General features: G+C 70.3%; 24 protein-coding genes. 19 read left to right on the top strand and 5 right to left on the bottom strand.

Going from position 1 to position 25,648, the window contains the following annotated elements; all coding sequences use genetic code 11:
• The first annotated feature begins 34 nt into the window (after positions 1-34).
• The 4 genes from EGT67_RS03690 to groL all read left to right on the top strand — a co-directional run bounded on the left by EGT67_RS03690 (position 35) and on the right by groL (position 3,684).
• Entirely contained in the window at positions 35-1,006 is a 972-nt protein-coding gene (locus EGT67_RS03690; protein ID WP_127914644.1) for a zinc-binding dehydrogenase, read from the top strand.
• Positions 1,003-1,437, top strand: a complete 435-nt coding sequence (locus EGT67_RS03685; protein ID WP_127914643.1) for a hotdog fold thioesterase — start codon at positions 1,003-1,005, stop codon at positions 1,435-1,437. Before EGT67_RS03690 ends, EGT67_RS03685 begins: the two co-directional genes overlap by 4 nt.
• Before the next feature lie 240 nt (positions 1,438-1,677).
• On the top strand, positions 1,678-1,980 hold the full coding sequence (gene groES, locus EGT67_RS03680; RefSeq protein ID WP_005518479.1) for a co-chaperone GroES: 303 nt from the start codon (positions 1,678-1,680) through the stop codon (positions 1,978-1,980).
• A 90-nt stretch (positions 1,981-2,070) separates the two neighbouring features.
• Positions 2,071-3,684, top strand: coding sequence for a chaperonin GroEL (gene groL / locus EGT67_RS03675; RefSeq protein ID WP_127914642.1), 1,614 nt, complete (start codon positions 2,071-2,073; stop codon positions 3,682-3,684).
• 102 nt (positions 3,685-3,786) lie between these two features.
• Here groL and EGT67_RS03670 read toward each other — a convergent pair whose 3' ends face one another.
• Positions 3,787-4,077: a WhiB family transcriptional regulator gene (locus EGT67_RS03670; RefSeq protein WP_127914641.1), complete on the bottom strand. Its 291-nt coding sequence runs from the start codon at positions 4,075-4,077 to the stop codon at positions 3,787-3,789.
• Between the two features lie 500 nt (positions 4,078-4,577).
• Here EGT67_RS03670 and EGT67_RS03665 point away from each other — a divergent pair, with 500 nt between their 5' ends.
• From EGT67_RS03665 to EGT67_RS03655, 3 genes are all read left to right on the top strand, one after another.
• On the top strand, positions 4,578-5,390 hold the full coding sequence (locus EGT67_RS03665) for a hypothetical protein (RefSeq protein WP_127914640.1): 813 nt from the start codon (positions 4,578-4,580) through the stop codon (positions 5,388-5,390).
• Between the two features lie 129 nt (positions 5,391-5,519).
• A complete protein-coding gene (locus EGT67_RS03660; RefSeq protein ID WP_127914639.1) occupies positions 5,520-6,098 on the top strand; it encodes a sigma-70 family RNA polymerase sigma factor in 579 nt (192 codons plus the stop codon).
• Positions 6,091-7,059 (top strand): anti-sigma-D factor RsdA, encoded by a 969-nt coding sequence (locus EGT67_RS03655; RefSeq protein ID WP_127914638.1) that lies wholly within the window; start codon positions 6,091-6,093, stop codon positions 7,057-7,059. The genes EGT67_RS03660 and EGT67_RS03655 overlap by 8 nt, the downstream gene beginning before the upstream one ends.
• A gap of 90 nt (positions 7,060-7,149) precedes the next feature.
• Here the strand turns inward: EGT67_RS03655 and EGT67_RS03650 are convergent, their stop codons facing one another.
• The gene (locus tag EGT67_RS03650) at positions 7,150-7,554 is read right to left on the bottom strand and encodes a DUF5319 domain-containing protein (RefSeq protein WP_127914637.1); all 405 of its coding nucleotides are present in this window, start codon (positions 7,552-7,554) and stop codon (positions 7,150-7,152) included.
• Between the two features lie 193 nt (positions 7,555-7,747).
• Between EGT67_RS03650 and guaB the strand changes: the two genes are divergently transcribed.
• The 4 genes from guaB to guaA all read left to right on the top strand — a co-directional run bounded on the left by guaB (position 7,748) and on the right by guaA (position 14,017).
• Complete coding sequence (guaB, locus tag EGT67_RS03645; protein WP_127914636.1) at positions 7,748-9,271, top strand: IMP dehydrogenase; 1,524 nt, start codon at positions 7,748-7,750, stop codon at positions 9,269-9,271.
• Positions 9,272-9,304: 33 nt separating this feature from the next.
• On the top strand, positions 9,305-10,444 hold the full coding sequence (locus EGT67_RS03640; RefSeq protein ID WP_127914635.1) for a GuaB3 family IMP dehydrogenase-related protein: 1,140 nt from the start codon (positions 9,305-9,307) through the stop codon (positions 10,442-10,444).
• Between the two features lie 208 nt (positions 10,445-10,652).
• Positions 10,653-12,404 (top strand): FAD-dependent oxidoreductase, encoded by a 1,752-nt coding sequence (locus EGT67_RS03635; protein ID WP_127914634.1) that lies wholly within the window; start codon positions 10,653-10,655, stop codon positions 12,402-12,404.
• A 41-nt stretch (positions 12,405-12,445) separates the two neighbouring features.
• Positions 12,446-14,017 (top strand): glutamine-hydrolyzing GMP synthase, encoded by a 1,572-nt coding sequence (gene guaA, locus EGT67_RS03630; RefSeq protein WP_127914633.1) that lies wholly within the window; start codon positions 12,446-12,448, stop codon positions 14,015-14,017.
• A gap of 61 nt (positions 14,018-14,078) precedes the next feature.
• On the opposite strand, the gene EGT67_RS03625 is transcribed toward guaA, so the two are convergent.
• Positions 14,079-14,330 (bottom strand): hypothetical protein, encoded by a 252-nt coding sequence (locus EGT67_RS03625; protein ID WP_127914632.1) that lies wholly within the window; start codon positions 14,328-14,330, stop codon positions 14,079-14,081.
• Positions 14,323-15,639, bottom strand: a complete 1,317-nt coding sequence (locus EGT67_RS03620; RefSeq protein WP_127914631.1) for a PspC domain-containing protein — start codon at positions 15,637-15,639, stop codon at positions 14,323-14,325. The genes EGT67_RS03625 and EGT67_RS03620 overlap by 8 nt, the downstream gene beginning before the upstream one ends.
• Positions 15,640-15,820: 181 nt before the next feature.
• Between EGT67_RS03620 and EGT67_RS03615 the strand changes: the two genes are divergently transcribed.
• Together EGT67_RS03615 and EGT67_RS03610 are read left to right on the top strand one after the other, a co-directional pair.
• Positions 15,821-17,122, top strand: coding sequence for an ATP-binding protein (locus EGT67_RS03615; protein WP_241565882.1), 1,302 nt, complete (start codon positions 15,821-15,823; stop codon positions 17,120-17,122).
• 9 nt (positions 17,123-17,131) lie between these two features.
• Entirely contained in the window at positions 17,132-17,806 is a 675-nt protein-coding gene (locus EGT67_RS03610; RefSeq protein WP_127914630.1) for a response regulator, read from the top strand.
• Between the two features lie 15 nt (positions 17,807-17,821).
• On the opposite strand, the gene EGT67_RS03605 is transcribed toward EGT67_RS03610, so the two are convergent.
• Positions 17,822-18,991 carry a serine/threonine-protein kinase gene (locus tag EGT67_RS03605; RefSeq protein WP_206612281.1) on the bottom strand — a complete coding sequence of 390 codons (1,170 nt, stop codon included), beginning with the start codon at positions 18,989-18,991 and terminating at the stop codon, positions 17,822-17,824.
• Positions 18,992-19,232: 241 nt separating this feature from the next.
• Between EGT67_RS03605 and EGT67_RS03600 the strand changes: the two genes are divergently transcribed.
• Genes EGT67_RS03600 through EGT67_RS03575 form a run of 6 tightly spaced genes read left to right on the top strand, consistent with a single transcriptional unit; the run spans position 19,233 to position 25,637 of the window.
• On the top strand, positions 19,233-20,018 hold the full coding sequence (locus EGT67_RS03600; RefSeq protein WP_127914628.1) for a hypothetical protein: 786 nt from the start codon (positions 19,233-19,235) through the stop codon (positions 20,016-20,018).
• A complete protein-coding gene (locus EGT67_RS03595; protein WP_127914627.1) occupies positions 20,015-21,571 on the top strand; it encodes a DNA polymerase Y family protein in 1,557 nt (518 codons plus the stop codon). The genes EGT67_RS03600 and EGT67_RS03595 overlap by 4 nt, the downstream gene beginning before the upstream one ends.
• Before the next feature lie 40 nt (positions 21,572-21,611).
• Positions 21,612-23,747, top strand: a complete 2,136-nt coding sequence (locus EGT67_RS03590) for a heavy metal translocating P-type ATPase (RefSeq protein WP_421958076.1) — start codon at positions 21,612-21,614, stop codon at positions 23,745-23,747.
• Complete coding sequence (locus tag EGT67_RS03585) at positions 23,744-24,517, top strand: alpha/beta fold hydrolase (protein ID WP_127914625.1); 774 nt, start codon at positions 23,744-23,746, stop codon at positions 24,515-24,517. The genes EGT67_RS03590 and EGT67_RS03585 overlap by 4 nt, the downstream gene beginning before the upstream one ends.
• A gap of 21 nt (positions 24,518-24,538) precedes the next feature.
• Entirely contained in the window at positions 24,539-25,060 is a 522-nt protein-coding gene (locus EGT67_RS03580; RefSeq protein ID WP_127914624.1) for a hypothetical protein, read from the top strand.
• 1 nt (position 25,061) lies between these two features.
• Positions 25,062-25,637: a YdeI/OmpD-associated family protein gene (locus EGT67_RS03575; protein ID WP_127914623.1), complete on the top strand. Its 576-nt coding sequence runs from the start codon at positions 25,062-25,064 to the stop codon at positions 25,635-25,637.
• Positions 25,638-25,648: the final 11 nt, after the last annotated feature.

The following is a 25,648-nucleotide window of genomic DNA, read 5'->3' as shown; positions in this document are numbered from 1 at the left end:
CCGGTGGCTGTGTCCGACCGCACAGGAGAACCCCATGCTCGCAGCCGTCGCCGTCGCCCAGAACGCAGACGATCCGCTGAGCGGACTCGAGCTCCGCGAGGTCCCCGACCCGGTCGTTCCGGACGGCTGGGCCAAGGTCGCAGTGCGTTCGTCCGCCCTCAACATGCACGACGTGTGGACGCTGCGCGGCGTCGGTCACCCGGCCGACCGGATTCCGATGATCCTCGGCTGCGATGCCGCCGGCGTCGACGAGGACGGCAACGAGGTGATCGTCTACCCGGTGATCGCCGACGCAGACGGGGGCATGGGCGACGAGACGCTGGACCCGGGGCGCGCTCTCCTGTCGGAGCAGCACGACGGTGCCTTCGCCGAGTACCTGGTGGTGCCGAAGCGCAACCTGATCCCCAAGCCGGAGTGGCTCTCGTTCGACGAGGCCGCCTGCCTGCCGGTCGCGTGGACCACCGCCTACCGGATGCTGTTCACCCAGGCGCAGATCAAGGCGGGCGACCGGGTGCTGGTGCAGGGCGCCGGCGGCGGTGTCGCGACCGCCGCGATCAGCCTGGCCGCCGCCGCGGGCGCCAAGGTGTACGCCGCGAGCCGCAGCGCCGAGAAGCGTGCCACCGCGCTCGAACTCGGTGCACACGCCGCGATCGAGGCCGGCGCGCGGCTGCCCGAGAAGGTCGACGTCGTCATCGAGACCGTCGGCGAGGCGACGTGGGCGCACTCGATGCGTTCGCTGCGTCCCGGCGGCACCATCGTCATCGCCGGCGCGACGTCCGGCTCCAACCCGCCGGCGGACCTGACCCGGATCTTCTACCTGCAGCAGCGCATCCTGGGCTCCACCGGCTGCACCCGCGCCGAGCTCGTGTCGATGCTGCGGATGATGGAGGCGACCGGCCTGCGGCCGAAGATCGACCGCGTGATCCCGTTGCAGGACATTCACGCCGGATTCCAGGCCATGATCGACGGTGACGTCAACGGAAAGGTCGTGGTGAAGGTCTCATGAGCATCTGGATCGGCGATCCCACCGTCGAGATCGCCAACGAGAAGGGCGTCGACACCCTCAACCGGAACCTCGGCATCGAACTGACCGAGATGACCGAGGACTCGATGAAGGGCCGGATGCCGGTCGACGAGCGGACCAAGCAGCCCGCGGGGGTGCTGCACGGCGGAGCGTCGGTCGCGTTCGCCGAGACGCTCGCGAGCTGGGCCTCGATCTTCGCGGTGGACCGCACAAGGTTCCATTGCGTCGGCATGGAGATCAACGCCAACCATGTGCGCCCCGTGAGCTCGGGGTGGGTCTACGGCGAGGCGACGCCGCTGGCGCTCGGGCGTCGGACGCACGTCTGGGAGATCAGGATCGTGAACGACGAGGGCAAGCTGGTGTGCGTCTCGCGCTGCACGATGGCCGTGCTGGAGATGCCGTCGCAGTACTGAGGATCCCGGGAAGTGGCGTCGGAGCAATCCTCCGGCGCCACTTTCGTGTTCCGGCGCGGGGCTCCGGCGCACGCCGCCCTTGAGTGCTGGCACTCTCATGTATAGAGTGCTAGTCGACGCTGAGCGAGTCCCGGCACCCGCGACGACGGGACCCGTGAGGAGTCACCGTGGTGACTGAACTGATCGTGGTCCGAGGAACAGCCTCGGGCCCAACGAACCCCTGAAAGTGGAGGGCTCATCGTGGCGAGCGTGAACATCAAGCCGCTCGAGGACAAGATCCTCGTCCAGGCCAACGAGGCCGAGACGACGACTGCCTCCGGCCTGGTCATCCCCGACACGGCGAAGGAGAAGCCCCAGGAGGGCACCGTCGTCGCCGTTGGCCCCGGCCGCTGGGACGAGGATGGCGAGAAGCGCATCCCGCTGGACGTCCAGGAAGGCGACACCGTCATCTACAGCAAGTACGGCGGAACCGAGATCAAGTACGCCGGCCAGGAGTACCTGATCCTGTCGGCTCGCGACGTCCTGGCTGTCGTCGCCAAGTAAGCCTCACGCCTCCCGCCCCGGAGTTCCTCATCGGACCCGGGGCGGAGTGCGTTCCGGCCGAAGCCCTGAAATCCAGGAGAAGCTGAATCAATGTCCAAGCAAATTGAATTCAACGAGAAGGCCCGGCGCGCGCTCGAGCGCGGCGTCGACCAGCTCGCCGACGCCGTCAAGGTCACCATCGGCCCGCGCGGCCGGCACGTCGTGCTCGCCAAGGCATTCGGTGGCCCCACCGTCACCAACGACGGTGTGAGCATCGCCCGCGAGATCGAGCTCGAGGATCCGTTCGAGAACCTCGGCGCGCAGCTCGTCAAGAGCGTCGCCACCAAGACCAACGACGTCGCGGGCGACGGCACCACCACCGCCACCGTGCTCGCGCAGGCCCTGGTCAAGGCCGGCCTGAAGAACGTTGCCGCAGGCGCGAATCCGATCGGCCTCGGCGTCGGCATCGGCAAGGCCGCGGACGCCGTGTCCGAGGCTCTGCTCGCGGCCGCCACCCCGGTCGAGGGCAAGAACGCCATCGCCCAGGTCGCCACCGTCTCGTCGCGCGACGAGGAGATCGGCGAGATGGTCGGCGAGGCCATGACCCGCGTCGGTGTGGACGGTGTCGTCACGGTCGAGGAGTCCTCGACCCTGCACACCGAACTCGTCGTCACCGAGGGCGTCCAGTTCGACAAGGGCTTCCTGTCGCCCTACTTCATCACCGACATCGACGCGCAGCAGGCCGTCCTCGAGGACGCGCTGATCCTGCTGTACCGCGAGAAGATCAGCTCGCTGCCCGAGTTCCTGCCGCTGCTCGAGAAGATCGCCGAGTCCGGCAAGCCGGTCCTGATCATCGCCGAGGACATCGAGGGCGAGTCCCTGTCGACCCTCGTCGTGAACTCGATCCGCAAGACGCTCAAGGCCGTTGCCGTCAAGGCCCCGTTCTTCGGTGACCGCCGCAAGGCGTTCCTCGAGGACCTGGCCGTCGTCACCGCGGGCACCGTGATCACCTCCGACATGGGCATCACGCTCAAGGAGGCGGGCCTGGACCTGCTGGGCACGGCGCGTCGTGTCGTCGTCACCAAGGACGAGACCACCATCGTCGACGGTGCCGGCACCGAGGCCGACATCGAGGCCCGCGTCGGACAGCTCAAGCGCGAGATCGAGAACACCGACTCCGACTGGGATCGCGAGAAGCTCGAGGAGCGCCTCGCGAAGCTGGCCGGCGGCGTCGCCGTCATCAAGGTCGGCGCGGCCACCGAGACCGACCTCAAGGAGCGCAAGTTCCGCGTCGAGGACGCGGTCAACGCCGCCAAGGCTGCGGTCGAGGAGGGCATCGTCCCCGGCGGCGGTTCCGCCATCGTGCAGGCCGGCCAGGTCCTCACCGATCTCGCGGCGTCGCTCTCGGGCGACGAGGCGACCGGCGTCGAGGTCGTCCGCAGCGCGCTCGAGGCTCCGCTGTACTGGATCGCCACCAACGCCGGCCTCGACGGTGCCGTCGTGGTCAGCAAGGTCGCCGAGGCGCCCAAGGGCCACGGTTTCAACGCCGCGACCCTCACCTACGGCGACCTGCTCGCCGACGGTGTCGTGGACCCGGTCAAGGTGACCCGCTCGGCGGTCGTCAACGCGGCCTCCGTCGCACGGATGGTGCTCACCACCGAGAGTGCCGTCGTCGAGAAGCCCACCGAGGAAGCAGCGGACACCGGCCACGGCCACGCCCACTGATCTCCTCGGCACTCGCCGAAACGCGAAGGTCCCCGGACGAATTCGTCCGGGGACCTTCGCGTTTTCGTGTGCCCGTCACCTACCGGTGACGACGCGATCCCCTCAAGCGATCCGGCGGCGAGACTGCCTGGTCAGCATCTCCCGCTCGGATTCCGACATCCCTCCCCAGATCCCGTACGGCTCGGAGACCGCCAGGGCATGGTTGCGGCACTGGGTCAGTACCGGGCACCGCCGGCACATCTCCTTGGCGCGGCTCTCCCGCTGTGCCCGAGCACGGCCTCGTTCGCCGTCCGGGTGGAAGAACACGGAGGAATCGACGCCACGGCACAGCCCGCGCATCTGCCAGTCCCAGATGTCGGCATTCGGGCCGGGAAGGTGATTAGGAACAGGCATCAGAACTCCTCTGTCAGCAGGCTCGCGATGAAGCTGCGAGCGGCCCGCCACCCCCCGTGGATGACGGGACCAATGAAAATCGGTCACGCACAGGCAACCGTAAAGGGGTGTACGAAATCACGTCAACACTTTCGTCCAGTGGCGATTTACATATCCGGCAAGCGAAGAATTAACGAGCTGGTCATTTACAACGATGAGCAGGTGTGATTGCGTGGCGGGTACGCGGGCCGATGCCGTCGGTGCTGGTAGCGCTGTGCCCTACCTGGACGATCGTCCGAAAGAGATGTCCGATTTTGTTACCCGGGAGTATTGCTCGGCGATTCCCGTTAACCCGCCGGCCACATATTCTTCAAAATTGAAGCAAATCGAGTGGGCTCCGCGTCGCGGCACGATTCGGAAATTTAACAGGTCGTCCAGTTGGAAAATGCGGGTCGCATTTCGCGGCCGGTGGCCCCATATCGGTTTCGGGATGTCGGGTGCATCGGTGGGATGATCTTCGGATGCTTCGTGACGTTGCGTTCGGCCCGGACCCCGGGCGAAACCCGCTGCCCGCACCGCCCGATTCCGTCGGACGCTGGCTGCGTGCCGTGGCGCTCGGCGGCCAAGGGCGCTACGCCCAGGCTCGCGCCGAGCTGGAGGTGGTGCGGCGGTCGGCCACATCGCCGGCGGTCGCATCTCTCGCGGCCAGCACGCAGGCGTCGCTGCTGCGGCAACTGGGTGGCCACGCCCTGGCGTCCGAGTACGATGGCGCCGCGCTGGCGTTGGTCGGGGTGACCCGGGAGGGTGACCCGGGGGAGGACCCGCTCCGGCACGAAGCGCGATGCGACGCGCTGACCGGACTCGCGGCGGACGCGCTCGGATGCGGTCGGCTGGCGCTGGGGCATCGGCTGCTCGATCGCTGCGGCGCGTACCTCGGGGAGGTCGGGGAGGTCGGCGACGTGGACGGGCTGTGGCGTCAGCGAGTGCGACTGCACTGGGTGACCGCCGAGATCGCACTCGCATCGGGCGACTTCGAGACCGCGACGACGCATGCGCAGGCCGCCGTGGACCGGTCCGCCGACGGCCCGTCCGTGCGGCACCGCATCAAGTCGGCGCTACTGTTCGCGGCCGCCGCCACCGGCCGGCCCGAACCGGACCTGGCGCTCGCGACCGCCGAGCGGGTGGAGGCCGACAGCCGCGCGCACGGGCTCCTGCCGCTGCGGTGGGCGGCCGCGATGCTCATCGACGGCGTGCGCCCGAGTGCGGCCGCACGAGCCGTCCGGGACGAATGCGCAGCTGCGATCGTCCACCGGGGCGGGAGCTTCGCGAATTGAGGGCCGGATATTCGAACGATGCACGGACCGGTCGGACTCTGTCGTTACTCTTACAGACGTTCCGCCGCGAGGTGGAAGCACACCCGGCTGGGGGGACGTGCCACTGTAACGCCAGGATTCGCTCAGACGATGTCTAACACGGGTGAGGAGTTGAACTCCGCCGTCGCCGCTGCGGCACAGGGCGACCGGAGTGCTCTGTCCCAGGTCTTGCAGACAATCCGCCCACTTGTGGTGCGGTACTGCCGGGCTCGGGTCGGAGCCGCGGAGCGGGGGAACCTGTCCCCTGACGACGTCGCGCAGGAGGTGTGCCTGGCCGTCATGACAGCGCTGCCGCGCTACCAGGATCAGGGTCGTCCGTTCATGGCGTTCGTCTACGGCATCGCCGCGCACAAGGTTGCAGATGCGCACCGAAACGCGGCGCGTAACAAATCCGATCCAGTTGCTGAAGTACCAGATGTCGTTTCCTCCGAAGACGGTCCCGAAGACCGGGCACTGAGTTCGGAGACGAGCCGACAGGTGAACGCGCTGCTGGAAACGCTTCCCGAGAAGCACCGCGAGATCCTGGTTCTCCGGCTCGTCGTCGGTCTGTCCGCCGAGGAGACGGCGGCGGCGGTCGGAAGTACCGCCGGTGCAGTGCGCGTGGCTCAGCACCGAGCCATCGCGAAGTTGAAGAAAGAAGTGACGAGAGCAGGTGAGAGACATGGCTAGGGGACACAATGGCGAGCCGAGCGATCCCTACGCTGATCTCGCCGGGAACGGCAATCCGGTCGACGTCTCGGCGGTGCGCCGCGACGACGCGCTGATCGACGCGATCGCCGGCGGCGATCCCGTCGCGACCGACAGTCCCGAGGAATACCAGGTCGCGGCTCTACTCTCGAACTGGCGGACCGAGATCCTCGCGCAGCCGATGCCCGCCGAGCCGGACCTCGACGACATCGTCGAGCGCGTCCACCGCGAACTCGAGGCTCAGGGATCCCTCTCGACGCGCACCCGATCGGGCCGCAGCCAACTCCGGTTGCTTCGTCCCATCGCGGCCGCGGCGGCGGTCGTCGCGATCGCCATGGGCGGGATGACGATCTTCTCCTACAACGCCGAACCCGGCGATCCGCTGTGGGGCGTCAAACAGGTCGTCTTCACCGAGCGTGCGGCCTCGACCGTCGCGAAGATCGACACGACCTCCAACCTCGAGGAGGCCGAGCGGCTGATCGCATCGGGCGACACGGCCGGTGCCAAGGCCAAGCTCGACTCCGCCGCTGCCCGCACGGGCGACGTCAACGAGGCGAGCACCCGTGACGAGTTGAACGGGTGGCGGGATCGGCTCCTGACGCAACTCGAGAAGACGGTGCCGCCGCCACCCCCGCCGCCCACCACGCCGGTGGAGGAGCAGCCCGCGTCGTCAGCCGGCGAGCAGTCCTCGTCCGTGCCGGACTCGACGATGATGATGACGGGACCGGGTGCGACGTCCGCCCCGGAGTCGTCGAGCGTCCCCGGAACGCCCACCGCGCCCGAGACGTCCGCATCCGCGACATCGACCGCGGCGCAACCCCCCGCCTCGTCCTCGTCGGCGACGCCGTCGCCGACCACCACGACGACGACGCCTCCTGCGACGTCGACCACAAAAGCGACGAGCGGATCGGTCGGCGGTACGACGCCGTCGCCGACCGGCTGACCCCGCCCGCACTCGAGACCGTACGAAACGACCACGGCCCGGCAAGTTTCCTTGCCGGGCCGTGGTCGTTGTTCGTGTGTGCGGTCTGTCTCAGAGGTCGAAGCTGTCGCCGTGCAGCGCGTCGTTCATCGAGGCGTCCGCGTACCCGCGGCAGTAGTCCCACGTCACGTACGCGTCGGGCGACGGGTCGTATGCCGGCTCGTGCGGGCGGACCGTGCCGTCGACCAGGAGCTGGAGCAGGTTCGCGCGCAGCATGTCCCAGTCGTGGTAGTGGTCCTGCTGGCAGTCCTCGCAGCACACGACCAGCCCGCGGATTCCGCGGTGGCCGAGCAGCGCCTCGTAGACGGCGAGGTCGGCGAGGTCCTCCTCCACGGCGAGGCGCTCGTGGGGATCCAGCGGCTGTCCCGGCTCGATCGCATCGAGCGCGGCGGACGGGTCGGCGGGGTCGCCGGCGAAGGGGTCCGGCGGGAGACCGGGAGGCAGTTGATCGCGCACAAGACCACGGTACGCAGGTCAGCCCGGTCTGCGCTAGCTGATAGCGCCCGGTGAGTCGCCGGGAGCGCTCGTGTGCCTGTTCGGGCGAGCCGATACCATGGTCTCGGGACGGGTGGACGCCACCGCCTCACGGTCGCGCCGCCCGCCGCTACTTCCTTTACTCGATCGACGCTTCATGGAGGGCCCGAGCCGCATGAGTAGTTCCGCAGGGCACGTGCACACCGGGGGAGACGACCCGAACAAGGTTGCGATGCTGGGTCTCACCTTCGACGACGTGCTGCTGCTGCCGGCGGCATCGGACGTCGTTCCCAACCAGGTCGACACCTCGACCCAGCTGACCCGCGACATCCGTCTCAACGTCCCGCTCGTCAGCTCCGCGATGGACACCGTCACCGAGGCTCGTATGGCCATCGCCATGGCGCGCGCCGGCGGCATGGGTGTCCTGCACCGCAACTCGTCCATCGAGGCGCAGGCCGGGTGGGTCGAGACCGTCAAGCGGTCCGAGGCCGGCATGGTCACCGACCCGGTGACGTGCAAGCCGACGAACACCCTCGCCGAGGTCGACGCGATGTGTGCGCGCTTCCGCATCTCGGGTCTGCCGGTCACGGACGACGCCGGGCAGCTCGTCGGCATCATCACCAACCGCGACATGCGGTTCGAGGTCGACCAGAACCGTCAGGTCGCGGAGGTGATGACCAAGGCGCCGCTGATCACCGCGCGTGAGGGTGTCACCGCCGAGGTCGCGCTCGGCCTGCTGCGTCGCCACAAGATCGAGAAGCTGCCGATCGTCGACGGCCACGGCAAGCTCACCGGCTTGATCACGGTCAAGGACTTCGTCAAGACCGAGCAGCATCCGAACGCCACCAAGGACCGCGACGGCCGCCTGCTGGTCGGCGCCGCAGTCGGTGTCGGAGACGAGGCCTGGACCCGCGCCATGGCGCTCGCGGACGCGGGTGTCGACGTCCTCGTCGTCGACAGCGCGCACGGCCACTCCCGTGGCGTGCTCGAGATGATCACCAAACTCAAGGGCGAGATCGGCGACCGCGTCCAGCTCATCGGCGGCAACGTCGCGACCCGGTCCGGCGCGCTGGCGCTGGTCGAGGCCGGTGCGGACGCCGTCAAGGTCGGTGTCGGCCCCGGCTCCATCTGCACCACGCGTGTCATCGCGGGTGTCGGCGCCCCGCAGATCACCGCCATCCTGGAAGCAACTGCGGCCGCCGCCGCTCACGGTGTCCCGGTCATCGCTGACGGTGGACTCCAGTTCTCGGGTGACGTCGCCAAGGCGCTCGCCGCCGGCGCGTCCACCGCGATGCTCGGCTCGCTCCTCGCGGGCACCGCCGAGTCGCCCGGCGAACTCATCCTGGTCGGCGGCAAGCAGTTCAAGAGCTACCGCGGCATGGGCTCGCTCGGCGCGATGCAGGGCCGCGGCCAGGGCAAGTCGTACTCCAAGGACCGCTACTTCCAGGACGACGTCCTCGCCGAGGACAAGCTCGTCCCGGAGGGCATCGAGGGTCGGGTCCCGTTCCGGGGTCCGCTGTCGCAGGTGATCCACCAGCTCACCGGCGGTCTCCGCGCGGCCATGGGCTACACCGGATCCGCCAGCATCGAGCAGCTGCAGCAGGCGCAGTTCGTCCAGATCACCGCGGCGGGCCTCAAGGAGAGCCACCCGCACGACATCACGATGACGGTCGAAGCGCCCAACTACGCAGCCCGCTAAGCACCACACAACACAATCGAGAAAGGGGCGCGCGTGCGCGACCTCGTCGAAATCGGCATGGGCAGGACTGCCCGACGCACCTACGAGTTGGACGACATCAACATCGTTCCCTCTCGCCGGACCCGCTCCTCCAAGGAGGTGTCGACGGCCTGGCAGATCGATGCGTACCGCTTCGACATCCCGGTGCTGGCTCATCCGACCGACGCGCTGGTGTCGCCGTCGTTCGCGATCGAGCTCGGCAAGGCCGGCGGCCTCGGTGTGATCAACGGTGAGGGCCTGTGGGGTCGGCATCCCGACGTCGAGGCCAAGCTCGCCGAACTCGCGGAGTTGGCCGAGAAGGAGGTCGATCCGGACGCCGCCGTGGCGCGCCTGCAGGAATTGCACGCCGCGCCGCTGCAGCCGGGTCTGCTGGCCGCCGCCGTCGCGCAGGTCCGTGACGCCGGCGTCACGACCGCCGTCCGGGTCAGCCCGCAGAATGCCCGCGCGCTCACTCCGGAGCTGGTCAAGGCCGGCATCGACCTGCTGGTCGTCCACGGCACGATCATCTCGGCCGAGCACGTGGCGCACGGCGAGAGCGAGCCGCTGAACCTCAAGACGTTCATCTCCGAGCTGGACGTCCCGGTCATCGCGGGCGGCGTGAGCGACCACCGCACCGCGCTGCACCTGATGCGGACCGGTGCGGCCGGCGTGATCGTCGGTTACGGCTCCACCGAGGGTGCCACCACCACCAACGAGGTGCTGGGCATCGGCGTGCCGATGGCGACCGCGATCGCGGACGCCGCCGCGGCCCGCCGGGACTACCTCGACGAGACCGGCGGCCGGTACGTGCACGTCATCGCCGACGGCGACATCACGACGTCGGGCGACTTCGCGAAGGCCATCGCGTGCGGTGCCGACGCGGCGGTCCTCGGTGCGCCCCTCGCGGTCGCGCAGGAGGCTCCGGGCGGCGGCTGGTTCTGGCCGTCGGCGGCCGCGCACCCGTCGATGCCGCGCGGCTCGCTGCTGCCCGTCTCGTACGGGGAGCGTCCGAGCCTGGCGCAGGTGCTCAACGGGCCGTCGGACGATCCGTACGGTTCGCTCAACTTCGTCGGCGGCCTGCGTCGCTCGATGGCGAAGTCGGGTTACTCCGACCTCAAGGAGTTCCAGAAGGTCGGTCTGAGCGTCCGGGCCTGATCCCCGCCGGACCCCTTCGTCCCTGTGGCCGAATGTCACATCCGTTCAGTCCGACTGAACCGGTGTGACATTCGGCCACAGGCGTTTCAGGGAACCGCCACCGTTCGTGCGACCGGTGGTTACAGTTAGGGCACCCTTGTGGCTCGAGTCACAGGTAGGCGGTGCATACTGGCGAGTAACAAATCTGGTTCTCCGGTGGAGGTATCCCATGGGTAAGCAGCGCGCGACCGACTACGACGTGCTCATCGTCGGCTCCGGATTCGGCGGCAGCGTCACCGCGCTCCGGCTGGTGGAGAAGGGCTACAAGGTCGGTGTGCTCGAGGCGGGGCGGCGCTACGCCGACTCGGACTTCGCCAAGACCAGCTGGGATCTCAAGCGCTTCCTGTGGGCGCCGGCCCTGGGGTGCTACGGCATCCAGCGCGTGCACCTGCTGCGCGACGTCCTGATCCTCGCGGGAGCGGGCGTCGGCGGCGGCTCGCTCAACTACGCCAACACCCTGTACAAGCCGCCGTCGTCGTTCTTCCAGGACCCGCAGTGGCGCGACATCACCGACTGGGACGCCGAACTCACGCCGCACTACGAGCAGGCGCGCAAGATGCTCGGAGTCGTGCAGAACCCGCACATGACGCCCGCCGACGAGGTCATCAAGTCGGTTGCCGAGGACATGGGCGTGGGCGACACGTTCATCCAGACCCCGGTCGGGGTGTTCTTCGGCGAGCCCGGCAAGACCGTCTCGGACCCGTACTTCGGCGGCGCCGGTCCCGCCCGCACCGGCTGCATCGAGTGCGGCGAGTGCATGACCGGCTGCCGGCACGGCGCCAAGAACACGCTGATCAAGAACTACCTCGGCCTCGCCGAGAAGGCCGGTGCCACGATCGTCCCGATGACGACCGTCGAGTCGCTGCACGAGGCGTCGGACGGCACGTGGGACGTCGTGACCCGCCGCACCGGGGCGAAGGTCCGCAAGAACCACAAGACCTACACCGCGAAGTACGTTGTCGTCGCGGCCGGCACGTGGGGCACCCAGCACCTGCTGCACAAGATGAAGGACACCGGCACGCTGCCCAAGCTGTCGGAGCGGCTGGGCGAACTCACCCGCACCAACTCCGAGTCGATCGTCGGTGCCGGGAAGATGAAGGTCGATCCGGCGATGGACCTCACCCACGGCGTCGCGATCACGTCGTCGTTCCACCCGACGTCCGACACCCACATCGAGCCGGTCCGCTACGGCAAGGGTTCCAACGCCATGGGCCTGCTGCAGACGCTCATGACCGACGGCGGCGGTCGCACCCCGCGCTGGGTGAAGCTGCTCGGCACGATCGCGCGCAATCCGGTGCAGATGCTGCGGATGCTGTCGGTCAAGGACTGGAGCGAGCGGACGATCATCGCGCTCGTCATGCAAAACCTCGACAACTCGATCACCACGTACACCAAGCGGGGGATCCTCGGCCGCCGCAAGGTGACCAGCAGGCAGGGGCACGGCGAGCCGAATCCGACGTGGATCCCGGCCGGCAACGAGGCGACCCGCCGCATCGCCGACAAGATCGACGGCGTCGCCGGGGGCACGTGGGGCGAGGTGTTCAACATCCCGCTCACCGCGCACTTCCTCGGCGGCTGCACGATCGGCGCCGACGCCGACCACGGCGTGATCGACCCCTACCACCGCGTGTACGGGTACCCGACGCTCAGCGTCGTCGACGGTGCCGCGGTGTCGGCCAACCTGGGCGTGAACCCGTCGCTGACGATCAGCGCGCAGGCCGAGCGGGCTGCGTCCCTCTGGCCGAACAAGGGGGAGCAGGACACCCGGCCCGCGCAGGGCGCGCCGTACCAGCGCGTCGCGGCCGTCGCGCCGAGCAAGCCGGTGGTCCCCGCGGGTGCGCCCGCCGCCCTGACCCTGCCGATCGTCGAGATCCGTGGTGGTCAGACGAAGGACGCCGGGGCGGACAGCGGGGTCGCCTAGGCCGGGGAAGGCGTCGGAGCTGCGCATATTAGACTGTGGAGGTGTCAGAAACCCAGCAGGACAGGCCGGTTCTCGTCGTCGACTTCGGCGCCCAGTACGCGCAGCTGATCGCTCGCCGCGTACGTGAGGCGAAGGTGTATTCGGAAGTGGTGCCGCACACCACGACCGTCGAGGAGATCGCGGCGAAGAAGCCGCTCGCGGTCGTCCTGTCGGGTGGCCCGTCCAGCGTCTACGAGGAGGGTGCGCCGCAGCTCGACGCCGCCCTGTTCGACCTGGGTATTCCCGTCTTCGGTATCTGCTACGGCTTCCAGGCGATGGCCAACGCCCTCGGCGGAACCGTGGCGCACACCGGTGGACGCGAGTACGGCCGCACCGAGATGACCGTCACGGGTGGCGTCCTGCACGACGGCCTGCCGGCGACCCAGCCGGTGTGGATGAGCCACGGTGACGGCGTCACCGCCGCGCCCGAGGGCTTTGAGGTCACCGCGTCCAGCGCCGGTGCGCCGGTCGCCGCGTTCGAGGACCGCGCCCGCAAGCTCGCCGGCGTCCAGTACCACCCCGAGGTCCTGCACTCGCCGCACGGTCAGCAGGTGCTCAGCCGCTTCCTGCACGAGATCGCCGAGATCCCGGGTGCGTGGACGGCCGCGAACATCGCCGACTCGCTCATCGAGCAGGTCCGCGAGCAGGTCGGCGACGGCAAGGCCATCTGCGGTCTGTCCGGTGGCGTCGACTCCGCCGTCGCCGCCGCGCTCGTGCAGCGCGCGATCGGCGACCGCCTCACCTGCGTGTTCGTCGACCACGGCCTGATGCGTGCCGGCGAGCGCCAGCAGGTGGAGAAGGACTTCGTCGCGGCAACGGGTGCCCGCCTCGTCACGGTGGATGCCTCCGAGACGTTCCTGCGCGAGCTGGCCGGCGTGTCCGACCCGGAGACCAAGCGCAAGATCATCGGCCGCGAGTTCATCCGCTCCTTCGAGGGCGCGGTGTCCGAGGTGCTCGGCGAGAGCGCCGCGCAGGGCGAGACCGTCGACTTCCTCGTCCAGGGCACGCTGTACCCGGACGTCGTCGAATCCGGCGGCGGCACCGGCACCGCGAACATCAAGAGCCACCACAACGTCGGTGGTCTGCCCGAGGACCTGCAGTTCAAGCTGGTCGAGCCGCTGCGTCTGCTGTTCAAGGACGAGGTGCGCGCCGTCGGCCGCGAGCTGGGTCTGCCCGAGGAGATCGTCGGACGTCAGCCGTTCCCCGGTCCGGGCCTGGGCATCCGCATCATCGGCGAGGTCACGCAGGAGCGTCTCGAGATCCTGCGTCACGCGGACTCGATCGCCCGTGAGGAGCTCACCGCCGCCGGTCTGGACGGCCAGATCTGGCAGTGCCCCGTCGTGCTGCTGGCCGACGTCCGCAGCGTCGGCGTCCAGGGCGACGGCCGCACCTACGGTCACCCGATCGTGCTGCGCCCGGTGTCGAGTGAGGACGCGATGACCGCCGACTGGACGCGTCTGCCCTACGAGGTGCTCGAGCGCATCTCCACCCGCATCACGAACGAGGTCGCGGACGTCAACCGCGTCGTGCTCGACGTCACCAGCAAGCCGCCGGGAACGATCGAGTGGGAGTGATCCCCGAATGACGAAGGGCGCCTCGGCCATCCGGCCGGGGCGCCCTCGTCGTTCCGGGAGGTCAGCGGCGCCGGCCCGGCGCGAACACCAGGGCCGCGCCGATCGCGACGGCGATGATCACGAACAGCCAGTGGAACTCGAGGTTCGCGAGCGGTTCGAGGGAGAAGGGGCCGACGAGGGCCCACGCGCTGACCAGCAGCGCGGCCAGGCCGGCGAGCAGCAGCCCCACGGAGGGCCCGCGGGACGCCTTGGCGGTGGACTGCTCGTCGGTGCCGTCGGCGCCGGTGTCCGGGGTGTCAGCGAATTCAGCCACGGTAGACCCTCACTTCTCCGACCTTGTTGTGGATCTTCAGGTTCAGGACCGGACCGGCGGTGCCGTCCGCGCCGCCGTCGACGAACCCGTCGCCGATGCAATTCTTGTCGCCGACGGTCACCGAGCAGTCGGTCTTGACGTTCATGTTCTCCGGCACGATCACCGTGTAGTTGCCGACCTTGCCGTCGATCCGGACCTCGCGATTCGTGGTCAGGTCGAGGTGCGTGAGGTCGAGCGTGAAGTCGCCGGCGGTGCCCTCGTAGACGGGGGCGAGTTCGGGCAGCGACGTCGGGGTCCACACGTGTTCACCGACCTTGGACTCGTCCCAGTTCAACGGCCCGACGATCGATGCCAGCACGACGAACCCCAGGAGCGGGAAGGTGACCACGAGCAGCCCGTACCCGCGGCGCAGGAAGGAGCCGAGGACGAGCCCGACGCCGATCACCGCGAGGGAGATCGCGCCGATCCGGGCGGGGGACAACCACTCCGAGCCGACCGCGGCGGACACCGCTACCGCGGCGGCCGCGGCCAGGACGGCGAGCCCGAGGACGACCGACGTGAATCGGCTGCGGGGCTTGCGCGGCAGCTCGGCCGGCGGCTCCGCCGTGCGGGCGGGTTCCGGTAGGTCCCACGCGAACGGTGCGACGCCGAGCGGATCCCATGCCGGCGGTGTCGGGGACGTCGAGTCCGTGCTCGCGCCCGTGTCCGCGTCGGTGGTGCCGCCGGTCGACTTCTCCGCGGGAGCAGGCTCGGGTTCGTAGTGGTCGGGCAATCGCGTGTACGGGCTGTAGGCGGGTGGCGGGTACGCCGCCGCCGGGGCGGTCTGGAACGACGTGACCGGATAGCCCGCCGTGGTCTGCGTGACGCTCGCCGGCAGTGCCGGGGGAACCGGCTCCCGCTGGTACAGCAGCCACAGGCCGCCGAGCATCAGCGCGAAGCTCAGGAGGACGGATCCGCCCATGCCGAACCCGATCGGACCGATCGTGCTCAGGGCGATCGCGAGCGCCACGACGAGCACCACCGTCTTGGTGCCCGACTGGGAGCTGCGGCCCCGGCCCAGCAACGATTCGGCGGGCGACACCTGGTCGCCGGGCTTGCTGAGCAGCAGCCAGCCGGCGAGGTACAGGATGATGCCCGCACCGCCGAAGATCGTCGACACCACGAACGCGACCCGCACCAGGATGGGGTCGACGCGGTATCGGTGGCCGATCCCGGCGGCGACGCCGGCGATGTGCCCCTGCTGCGGCAGCCTCAGTGGGCGGGTCCGCCAGAGGTCGTGAAGCTGATCCGAGAAGGTCCCAGTCGTCATGCATCAATCCTGACGTGGACGATGCCGGTCGGACCATCGGGAACTACCCTGATCTTTCCCTGAACCGCAGTCTCGGAGACCGTCTATCTCAGGGTCGGGCCCTGATGTCGCATCGAGCCAACCGTGCCAGGATCGGACTGTGCACCCTCTGGTCGATCCGAACGAGCCGGCGAACCCGGCGGTGACCCCCGCGCTGTCGGCGGTTCCCGCTCCCGCCGCGGACGAAACTCTCTACCCGAAGCTGCAGCGTCGGGTCGGGGGTCGGATCGTGGGCGGTGTCGCCGGCGGGATCGCCGATCATCTGGGCGTCGACGTGTTCAAGGTGCGGGTCGCGTTCACGCTGCTCGCGTCGCTGGCGGGCGCGGGCATCGTGGCCTACGGGCTGCTCTGGATCTTCACGCCGCCCGGTACCGACACCGAGCGGCCGAGTGCCGCCGAGCGGCGTCGGGCCATGGGCCTCGCCGTCATCGGTCTGGCCGCCGCGGCGAGCCTGAGCTGGCTGATCGACGGCACGGCGGCATCGGTCGTCACCCCGTTCATCGTGGTCGCGGTGGGCGCCGCACTGGTGTGGCGCGAGTTCGACACCGACGGGTCGCGCTCGGTCCTCGGACTGCCGCACCGCCCGACGGTGCTCACGTGGGCGCGGGTCCTCGGCGGTGTCACGCTCATCGTCACCGGCCTCGGCGTGGTGATCCTCGCGCAGGTCGACATCGACGCACTGCGGTCGTCCCTGCTGGCCGTGGTCGTGACGCTCGTCGGGGCGGGTCTGCTCACGGTGCCGCTGTGGCTCAAGCTGTGGCGGGCACTCGGCGAGGAGCGCGCCGCGCGCATCCGCAACGAGGAACGCGAGGAGATCGCGTCGCACCTGCACGACTCGGTGCTCCAGACACTCGCGCTGATCCAGAAGCAGGCGGACTCGCCCCACGAGGTGGCGCGGCTGGCGCGCGGTCAGGAGCGCGAGCTGCGCCGGTGGCTGTTCGGCGGCGGGGAGACGGCACACACGAGCCTGTCGGAGGCGCTGCAGACGATCGCCGGCGAGGTCGAGGACCAGCACGGTGTCACCGTGCGCCCCGTCACCGTCGGTGACGTCGCGCTCGCCACCGAGGGCAAGGAGGGCTCGGGGCTGTCGCGGGAGTGCTTCACCGCGCTGCTCGGCGCCACCCGGGAATCCCTCGTCAACGCGGCCAAGCACTCGGGTGTGTCGAGCATCGACCTGTACGCGGAGACCGAACGTGACCAGGTGAGCATCTTCGTGCGCGACCGCGGCGTCGGGTTCGACCCCGACTCGGTGCCCGAGGACCGGCAGGGGCTGGCGAAGTCGATCCGCGCCCGCATCGAGCGTCGTGGTGGACGCGTCGAGGTGCGGTCGACGCCGGGGAAGGGCACCGAGGTGCGGATCCACATGCCGCGCCCAGTCGACGACTCAACCGCCGACGACTCGGCGCCGGAGGAGGTCGCGGGAGAGCCCGACGCGATGTCCTAATCTGGGGCCGTGACGTTCCCGGCCTCCCCTTCGCCTGCCCCCGACAAGTTTCGTGTCTTCCTCGTGGACGACCATGCGGTGTTCCGGGCGGGGGTGCGTGCCGAACTCGGCCGGGAGTCCGACATGGAGGTCGTCGGCGAGGCCGGTGGCGTCGCCGAGGCGATCGCCGGCATCAATGCGCTGCGCCCGCAGGTGGTGCTGCTCGACGTCCACATGCCCGACGGTGGTGGTGTCGCGGTGCTGAACGGGATCGACTCGGGCCCGGTGTGCTTGGCGCTCAGCGTGTCCGACGCCGCCGAGGACGTGATCGCGGTCATTCGGGCCGGCGCCCGCGGCTACGTGACCAAGACGATCTCCGGTGCCGAACTCGCGGACGGGGTGCGACGGGTGGCCGGCGGCGACGCGGTGTTCAGTCCGCGGCTCGCGGGGTTCGTGCTGGACTCGTTCACCGGACGGTCGAGTGTGCCGGAGCCGCCGCTGGATCCGGAACTCGACTCGCTCACCCCGCGGGAACTCGAGGTGCTGCGACTGCTCGCCCGCGGCTACACCTACCGGGAGATCGCGGAGGAACTGGTGATCTCGGTGAAGACCGTCGAGACCCACGCCTCGAACGTGCTGCGAAAGACGCAGCAGTCCAACCGGAATGCGCTCACGCGGTGGGCGCACCGGCGTCGTATCGACTGAGGCCCGCGGCCCGGCTCACAGCGCCAGCGCGACGATCAACACCACGACGAACGCCAGCACGATGATGCCGACCATCACCGCCATCGCGAGCGGTGCGGCCGCGACGATCCTGCCGCGCAGGTCCGTCGGCGCCTGCGGGCCGGTCAGCCCCTCGGTGAGCTGACGCAGCCAGGCCCGCCCGGCGGGGCGCGGAACCGAGCCGAGCGGGGTGTTCGGTTGCACCGCAGGAAGATCGGTGGCAGTCGTGGAGCCGAGGCGGCGTCGGGGAATCGCCGCCGGTGCCGACCGGTACGCCCAGTTCGGGACGGCGCCGTCGGCCGTCTTGACGGGCTCGCCCATCAGCAGGCCGGCCTGCCCGGGTGCGGCGGTGTCGGCCCCGAGTGCGACGGCGGCGAGCGCGTCCCGCGCCTGCGCCATCGTGGGGCGGCGGGTCGGATCGGGCTCGAGCATGTGCAGCAGCGTGTCGGTGAGCGGCCCGCTGAGGCTGGGCCGGTAGATCTCCGCCTTCGCCACCCGGTGCAGCAGCGCGATCGGGTCGCTGTCGAGCCCGAACGGAGGCTGCCCCTCGACCACGGTGTACAGCGTGGCGCCGAGGGAGAAGACGTCGCTGGCCTCGGTGGGGTCGTCGCCGCGGGCCACCTCGGGGGCGAAGTAGGCGGGCGTGCCGGTGATGACGCCGGCCTTGCCGCTGGGGGCGTCGCCCTTCGCGCGCGCGATCCCGAAGTCGCTGATCTTGACGATGCCGAGCGCGTCGCCCCGGTCGGCGACGAGGATGTTGCCCGGTTTGATGTCGCGGTGCAGGATGCCGGCCGCGTGCGCGTCAGTGAGGGCGGCGGCGATCTGCGCGCCGATCTGTGCCACCTCGAGTGGGGGCAGGGTGTCGACGAGGTTCATCGCCTCGGCGAGGCTGCGGGACGGCAGGTACTCCATGACGAGCCACGGCTCGCCCGACTCGACGGCGACGTCGTACATCGCGATGGCGTGGTCGTGCGACAACTGCGCGGCGTTGCGTCCCTCACGCAGGGCGCGGTCCCGGATCTCGCGGGCCTCGGCGTCGCTCAGCCCGGTGGTGGAGGTGACCTGTTTCACGGCGACTTCGCGGTCGAGGAGCGTGTCGTGCGCGAGCCACACCGCGCCCATGCCGCCCCCGCCGAGCTTGGAACGCAGCCGGTACCTGCCTGCCATCAGGTAGTCCGGCCCGACGACCGCTCTGCTTCGTCGGTCGGCTCGGCTGCGTTCCTGCTCAGTCACGCATTCGAGGTTAGTGGATCGGTGGGATTCGGCTTGACGAGCTGACCCCGGGGGAGCTTTACTGGAGGTGTTCGAAAGAATGTTCGAATACTTGTGTGTCGCGTCTTCCCCGCGCGCCGAACCATCTCGGGACGGAAACGTTCCGAGACCAGCACGTGTGACCCGGGGAGCCGATATGACCGAACCTGCCCAGCTGTCCGTACCGTCACCGCCGACGCCTCCCGCCTCCCCGCTGTCCGGGCTGACCCGTCAGCAGCGTCTGGAGTATCTGCGCCGACGGATCGCGGCGGTGCCGGCGCGGGGCGAGGCGGTCTCCCGGGACGGGGCCGGTGCCGGGGACATCGCGGAACGGATGCTTCCCGTCCCCGGGCCACTCGCCACACTCCTGCCGCGCGGCGGGCTGCCCCGGGGCTCCGTGGTCTCGGTCTCCGGTGCGGCGTCGCTGCTGCTCGGGCTGTTGGCCGCGGTGACGGAGGCGGGTGGGCACGCCGCGGTGATCGGGCACCCGAGGCTCGGGGTGCTCGCGGCCACCGAGATGGGCGCCCAGTTGCGGCGACTGGCCTTCGTGCCGGACCCCGGACCGGACCCCGTGGAGGTCGCGGCGGTGCTCCTCGACGGCATGGACCTGGTGGTGCTGGGGCTGGGCGGGATCTCGGTCCCGCCGTCGCGGGCCCGGGCCGTGGTCGCGCGGGCCCGCAGCAAGCAGTCGACGCTGGTGGTGACCGACGGGCACTGGGGCGGGGCCGAGGTCCGGTTGGACGCCCGGGTGCACGGCTACGACGGGGTGGGCCGCGGCGCGTCCGCCGGACGCGGTCGGTTGTGCTCGGTCCGGTTGTCGGTGCGGGCGCAGGGCCGGGCGTTCCAGCCGCGGACCGCGCGCCTGGACGTGCGGTCGAGCTGCGGGCGGGTCGAGTGGGTTCCCGAAGCCGTCGCGCTGATCCCGGATGCGGTGGCGCGATGAGTGCGCGGGTGCTGGCGGTGTGGTGCCCGGACTGGCCCGCGGTGGCGGCGGCCGCGGCGGCGGACCTGCCGGTGACGCACCCGGTCGCGGTGCTGCACGCCAATCGGGTGATCGCGTGCTCGACGCCGGCGCGGTCGCAGGGGGTGCGCCGCGGGCTGCGGCGCCGGGAGGCGCAGGCAAGATGTCCGGAACTTCATGTGGCGCAATCCGATCCGGATCGCGACGCGAGGCTGTTCGGGTCCGTGGTGGCCGCCGTCGACGAGGTGGCTCCCGGTGTGGAGATCCTGCGTCCCGGGCTGCTGGTGCTGGCGGCGCGCGGCGCGATCCGATACTTCGGCTCGGAGGAGGCCGCGGCCGAGCGGATCGTCGACGCGGTGGCCGCGGCCGGGGCGGAATGCCGGATCGGCGTCGCCGACGAACTGTCCACCGCCGTGATCGCGGCCCGCCGGGCGGCCCTGGTGCCGTCCGGGGGCGGCGCCCGGTTTCTCGCGCCGCTGTCGATCGCCGAATTGGCGGCCGAGCCCAGCCTCGCCGCGCCGGACCGCGGCGACCTGGTCGATCTGCTGCGCCGACTCGGGCTGCGCACCATCGGATCCTTCGCGGCGCTGTCGCCGGTGGACGTGGCGTCGCGGTTCGGCGCCGACGCGGTTCTCGCACACCGGGCCGCCCGCGGGGAGCCGGAGCGCCCGCCGTCGGCCCGGGTCCCGCCGCCGGACCTGGAGGTGGAGCAGCAGTGCGATCCACCGATCGAGCGGGTCGACGCGGCGGCGTTCGCCGGGCGGGCCATGGCCGAGCGTCTGCACGCGAAGCTGTCCGGAGCGGGTGTGGCGTGCACCCGGCTGCAGGTGTCGGCGAGCACCGGGAACGGCGAGCATCTGGTCCGGACGTGGCGGTGCGCCGAGCCGCTGACGCCGGAGGGCACCGCGGATCGGGTGCGGTGGCAGTTGGACGGCTGGCTCACCGGTCGCAGCGAGTCCCGGCCCACGGCCGGGATCACGGTGCTGCACCTGGAACCGGTCGAAGTGGTCACGGCCGGGGCTCTGCAGCTGGGGCTGTGGGGCGGTGTCGGGGAGGAGGACGAGCGGGCCCGGCGGGCGCTGGTCCGGGTGCAGGGTCTGCTCGGCGGCGAGTCCGTCCGGGTGGGGGTGCTCAGCGGTGGGCGTGGTCCGATGGAGCGGATCACGTTGGTGCCCTTGGGGGACGAGTTGGTTCCGGATGCGGACCCGGCGGCGCCGTGGCCGGGGCGGCTGCCCGAACCGGCGCCGTCGACGGTGCTGCCGAACACCCCCACGGTGACGCTGCAGGATCGCTCGGGTGGCGCGGTGGACGTCACCGAGCGGGGGGAGTTCACCGCCGCACCCGCGAGGCTCCGATGGGGGAGCCGGGAATGGGACGTGCAGGGCTGGGCGGGGCCGTGGCCGGTGGACGAGCGGTGGTGGGACGCCGCGGCGGCGCGGAACGCCGCGCGTGCGCAGGTGCTGCTCGCCGAATCGCGGGCATTGCTTCTGATCTGCGAGGGAGGAAGGTGGGGGGTGGAGGGCATCTACGAATAACCCTTGCCGAATACCCATAGGGGGTATACGTTCCATGGGTATGAACCCACACGGCGAAGCACTTCACGATCACCACGTGGCGGACGCTCCCGATCACGAGGGTGAACATTTGGGTGGCCATTCGGGTCATTCAGAGCACTCGGGCCATTCCGGGCATGCGGGCCATGGCGGGCACGGCGATCACGTCGCTCAGTTCCGTCGGCTCTTCTGGATCATGCTGTTCCTGGCGATCCCCGTGGTCGGCGCGAACATGATGTTCGCCGACCTCGTCGGCTACACGCTGCCGGACAATCCTGCGGTGGAATGGATTTCACCGCTGCTCGGCACCGTCATGTTCGTGTGGGGCGGCCGTCCGTTCCTCACCGGCGCGGTGAGCGAGATCCGGGCGCGTCAGCCCGGCATGATGCTGCTCATCGCGCTCGCGATCACCGTCGCGTTCGTCTCGTCGTGGGGGTCGAGTCTCGGGGTGCTCGGCCACGATCTCGACTTCTGGTGGGAACTGGCGCTTCTGATCGTCATCATGCTGTTGGGGCACTGGATCGAGATGCGGTCGCTGGGACAGGCGTCGAGCGCGCTGGACTCGCTCGCGGCGCTGCTCCCCGACGAGGCCGAACGCGTCGGCGCTGACGGCTCCGTCACCACCGTCTCGACCGCCGACCTGGTGACCGGCGACATCGTGATGGTTCGCCCCGGCGGGCGCATCCCGGCCGACGGCCGGATCGTCGAGGGCGCCGGTGACCTCGACGAATCGATGATCACGGGGGAGTCGCGCACCGTGCGCCGCGAACTCGGGGACCCGGTCGTGGCCGGCACCGTCTCGACCGACTCGGCGTTGCGAGTCGAGATCACCGCGGTCGGCGACGACACCGCCCTCGCCGGGATCCAGCGGTTGGTCGCGGAGGCACAGAGTTCGTCGTCCCGCGCGCAGGTGCTGGCCGATCGGGCGGCGGCGATGCTGTTCTGGTTCGCGCTGGTCGCGGCGGTGATCACATTGGCGGTGTGGTCGATCTTCGGCACCCCCGAGGAGGCGATCACCCGCACCATCACGGTTCTCGTCATCGCGTGCCCGCACGCGCTGGGGCTGGCGATCCCGCTCGTCGTGTCGATCGCCACCGAACGGGCCGCCCGCGCCGGTGTGCTGATCACCGACCGGCGGGCGCTCGAGGCGATGCGCACCGTCGACACCGTCCTGTTCGACAAGACCGGCACCCTCACCAAGGGCGAACCGGCGCTGGTTGCGGCGGCCGCCGTGCCCGGTGTGGGCGAGGACGCCCTGATCGCGCTCGCGGCGGCCGTGGAACGCGACAGCGAGCACCCGCTGGGGCGCGCGATCGTCGCGGCGGCCGAGCATCGGGAACTGCGGATCCCACAGGCCGCCGCTTTCCAGGCCCGCAACGGCGTCGGGGTCACCGCCACCGTCGACGGCGCCGAGGTGAGCGTCGGCGGACCCGGCATGCTGGACAGTCACGGCGCGTCCGCGCTGCCGGTGTCCGAGGAATGGGCGGAGCAGGGGTCGACCGTCCTGCACGTCCTGCGCGACGGCCGGGTGATCGGCGCCCTCGGACTCGCCGACGAGATCCGCCCCGAGTCCCGCGACGCGATCGAGGCGCTGCACGCCCGCGGCGTGCAGGTCGTGATGCTGACCGGCGACGCCTACGCCGTCGCGCGGGCGGTCGGCGACGACCTCGGCATCGACGACGTGATCGCCGGCGTCCTGCCGCAGGACAAGGGGGCGAAGGTCAAGGAACTGCAGGCGTCGGGTCGCAAGGTCGCGATGGTGGGCGACGGCGTCAACGACGCGCCCGCACTCGCGCAGGCCGACGTCGGCATCGCGATCGGTGCGGGCACCGACGTCGCGATCGCCTCCGCCGGGGTGGTGCTGGTCAGCGACGATCCGCGCGCCGTGGTCTCGGTGATCGAGTTGTCCCACGCGACGTACCGGAAGATGGTGCAGAACCTCGCCTGGGCGGCCGGCTACAACGTGATCTCGGTGCCGCTCGCGGCGGGGGTGCTGGCGCCCGTCGGGTTCGTGCTGCCGATGGAGGTGGGCGCGATCCTGATGTCGGCGTCGACGGTCGTGGTCGCGGCCAATGCGCAGTTGCTGCGCCGGCTGAACCTGGCCCCGCAGCGGCTGACCCGATCGGTTCCCGAGCGGGAGCACGACTACGCTCGATGATCGTGCAGCTTACCGAGACGACAGTCGGCCGCAGCGGCCACACGATCGCCTACCGCGACAGTGGTGCCACCGGTTCGGTTGTGGCACATCCAGTTCCGGTGATCATGGTGCACGGCATGGGTGGCGACAACCGCACGTGGGACCGTTTCGCGCGGTCGGTGTCGGCGCAGGGCCGACGGGTGCTGGCCGTGGACCTGCGCGGGCACGGCCGCAGTGCCCGCGCCGAGTCGTACCTGTTCGGCGAGTTCGGTGACGACATCCTCGGCCTGTGCGAGGACCTCGGGTTCGACAGCGTCGACCTGGTGGGGCACTCGCTCGGAGGGCACGCGGTGTCGCTGGTCGCACAGGAACGGCCCGACCTGGTGCGCCGACTCGTGCTCGAGGAGGCGCCGCTGCCGCTGCGGCCCGGCGACCCGGTCCCGAACTTCGGTGGCCGGTTGCCGTCGCTGGTGGAACTGTGGCACGCCACCACCAGCATGCTGCGGAGCCCGCGTGCGGTGTGGGCGTTCGACCGGTCGATGACGGCGTCGGCGCTCACCCAGTTCCACGAGCCGAATCCACTGTGGTGGCGGCGTCTCGCCGACATCGAGGCGAAGACCCTGATCCTGCGGGGCGGCCCGACCGGCATGGTGGATCCGGTGCTGCTCGAGGCGGCGGTCGACGCGATCGGGGACTGCGAGGTGGTGGCGTTCGCATGCGGACACAGCATCCACCGGGACCGGTACCGCGACTTCGAATCCGCGGTGCTGCCGTTCCTGATGGCGCCCTGAATCCCCCTCCCGCGTGGCATCATGCGGGGCATGGGTTTCCGGGGTGGTTCACTTCGTGCAAACGGCAGGCTGATCGCCTGGTCCGCCGCCTTCGTGGTGTCGCAGGCCAACATCCTGCGCCTGCTCGGGCCGGTGGGGTCGAAGCTGCTGAAGACGCAGACGGCGCCGTCGGCGCGCGCCTACACCGCGGTTCTCGACGGCATGGACGCCGCCGAGACCGAGCGCTACCGCAGCCACTTCTACCCGGACTTCGTTCACCCGATCGTCTACGCGGCGGCGCTGCGGGCCGGAGTCCGGCGCCTCGACGAACTCGCGACGCTGCCGCCGACGACCAAACGCGTGCTCCTGACCGCGCCTGTCGTGGCGGCCGCGGGCGACTACATCGAGAACGTCGCCGGCCTGTACCTGCTCGACCACCGCGACCGGATCACCGACGCCACCATCCGCACCACGACCGCGGTCAGTACCACGAAGTGGGTGCTCGGGCTCGGCACTTTCGCCTACCTGGCGCGGGGCTTCGTCCGGGTGTGGAGAGGACGCTGACGTGGCCGAGGAACTGACCGTCGGTGACTTCGCCGACCAGGCCGCGTTCCGGGAATGGTTGCGCGACAACGTCTCCACGTCTCCCGGTGTGTGGCTGAAGCTCGCGAAGAAGGGGTCGGCGCACACGTCGGTGACCTATGCCGAGGCCGTCGAGGTGGCACTGTGCTTCGGCTGGATCGACAGCCAGGCCCGAAGGCTGGACGACGACTTCCGGCTGCAGCGCTTCACACCCCGTCGGGCGCGCAGCCCGTGGTCCAAGCGGAACCGTGAGGCCGTCGAGGCGCTGATCGCGCGCGGGCTGATGGAGCCGGCGGGACTGGCCGCGGTGGAGGCGGCCAAGGCCGACGGCCGGTGGGAGCGGGCGTACGCGGGGTCGAAGGATGCCCAGGTGCCGGAGGACTTCGCCGCCGCGCTGGCCGCGAACCCGGCGGCCGAGGCGTTCTTCGCGGCCCTCGACAGCCGCAACCGGTTCGCGGCGCTGTACCGGATCCAGGACGCCAAGCGGCCCGAGACCCGGGCCCGCCGGATCGCGACATTCGTCGAGCAGTTCGCCGAGGGCCGCAAGTTCCACGGCTGAGCGCCGGTACA

Origin of the sequence: Prescottella agglutinans (assembly GCF_004011865.1) — a bacterium.
GTDB classification, from domain to species: Bacteria; Actinomycetota; Actinomycetes; order Mycobacteriales; family Mycobacteriaceae; genus Prescottella; species Prescottella agglutinans.
This window is presented reverse-complemented; position numbering and strand designations above follow the sequence as displayed.

Bases quoted from the DNA above. Each gene is read 5' to 3' on its own strand.
- EGT67_RS03690 (WP_127914644.1), top strand. From the start codon at position 35: ATGCTCGCAGCCGTCGCCGTCGCCCAGAACGCAGACGATCCGCTGAGC.
- EGT67_RS03685 (WP_127914643.1), top strand. From the start codon at position 1,003: ATGAGCATCTGGATCGGCGATCCCACCGTCGAGATCGCCAACGAGAAG.
- groL (WP_127914642.1), top strand. From the start codon at position 2,071: ATGTCCAAGCAAATTGAATTCAACGAGAAGGCCCGGCGCGCGCTCGAG.
- EGT67_RS03670 (WP_127914641.1), bottom strand. From the start codon at position 4,077: ATGCCTGTTCCTAATCACCTTCCCGGCCCGAATGCCGACATCTGGGAC.
- EGT67_RS03665 (WP_127914640.1), top strand. From the start codon at position 4,578: ATGCTTCGTGACGTTGCGTTCGGCCCGGACCCCGGGCGAAACCCGCTG.
- EGT67_RS03660 (WP_127914639.1), top strand. From the start codon at position 5,520: ATGTCTAACACGGGTGAGGAGTTGAACTCCGCCGTCGCCGCTGCGGCA.
- EGT67_RS03655 (WP_127914638.1), top strand. From the start codon at position 6,091: ATGGCTAGGGGACACAATGGCGAGCCGAGCGATCCCTACGCTGATCTC.
- guaB (WP_127914636.1), top strand. From the start codon at position 7,748: ATGAGTAGTTCCGCAGGGCACGTGCACACCGGGGGAGACGACCCGAAC.
- EGT67_RS03635 (WP_127914634.1), top strand. From the start codon at position 10,653: ATGGGTAAGCAGCGCGCGACCGACTACGACGTGCTCATCGTCGGCTCC.
- EGT67_RS03620 (WP_127914631.1), bottom strand. From the start codon at position 15,639: ATGACGACTGGGACCTTCTCGGATCAGCTTCACGACCTCTGGCGGACC.
- EGT67_RS03605 (WP_206612281.1), bottom strand. From the start codon at position 18,991: ATGGCAGGCAGGTACCGGCTGCGTTCCAAGCTCGGCGGGGGCGGCATG.
- EGT67_RS03600 (WP_127914628.1), top strand. From the start codon at position 19,233: ATGACCGAACCTGCCCAGCTGTCCGTACCGTCACCGCCGACGCCTCCC.
- EGT67_RS03595 (WP_127914627.1), top strand. From the start codon at position 20,015: ATGAGTGCGCGGGTGCTGGCGGTGTGGTGCCCGGACTGGCCCGCGGTG.
- EGT67_RS03590 (WP_421958076.1), top strand. From the start codon at position 21,612: ATGAACCCACACGGCGAAGCACTTCACGATCACCACGTGGCGGACGCT.
- EGT67_RS03585 (WP_127914625.1), top strand. From the start codon at position 23,744: ATGATCGTGCAGCTTACCGAGACGACAGTCGGCCGCAGCGGCCACACG.
- EGT67_RS03580 (WP_127914624.1), top strand. From the start codon at position 24,539: ATGCGGGGCATGGGTTTCCGGGGTGGTTCACTTCGTGCAAACGGCAGG.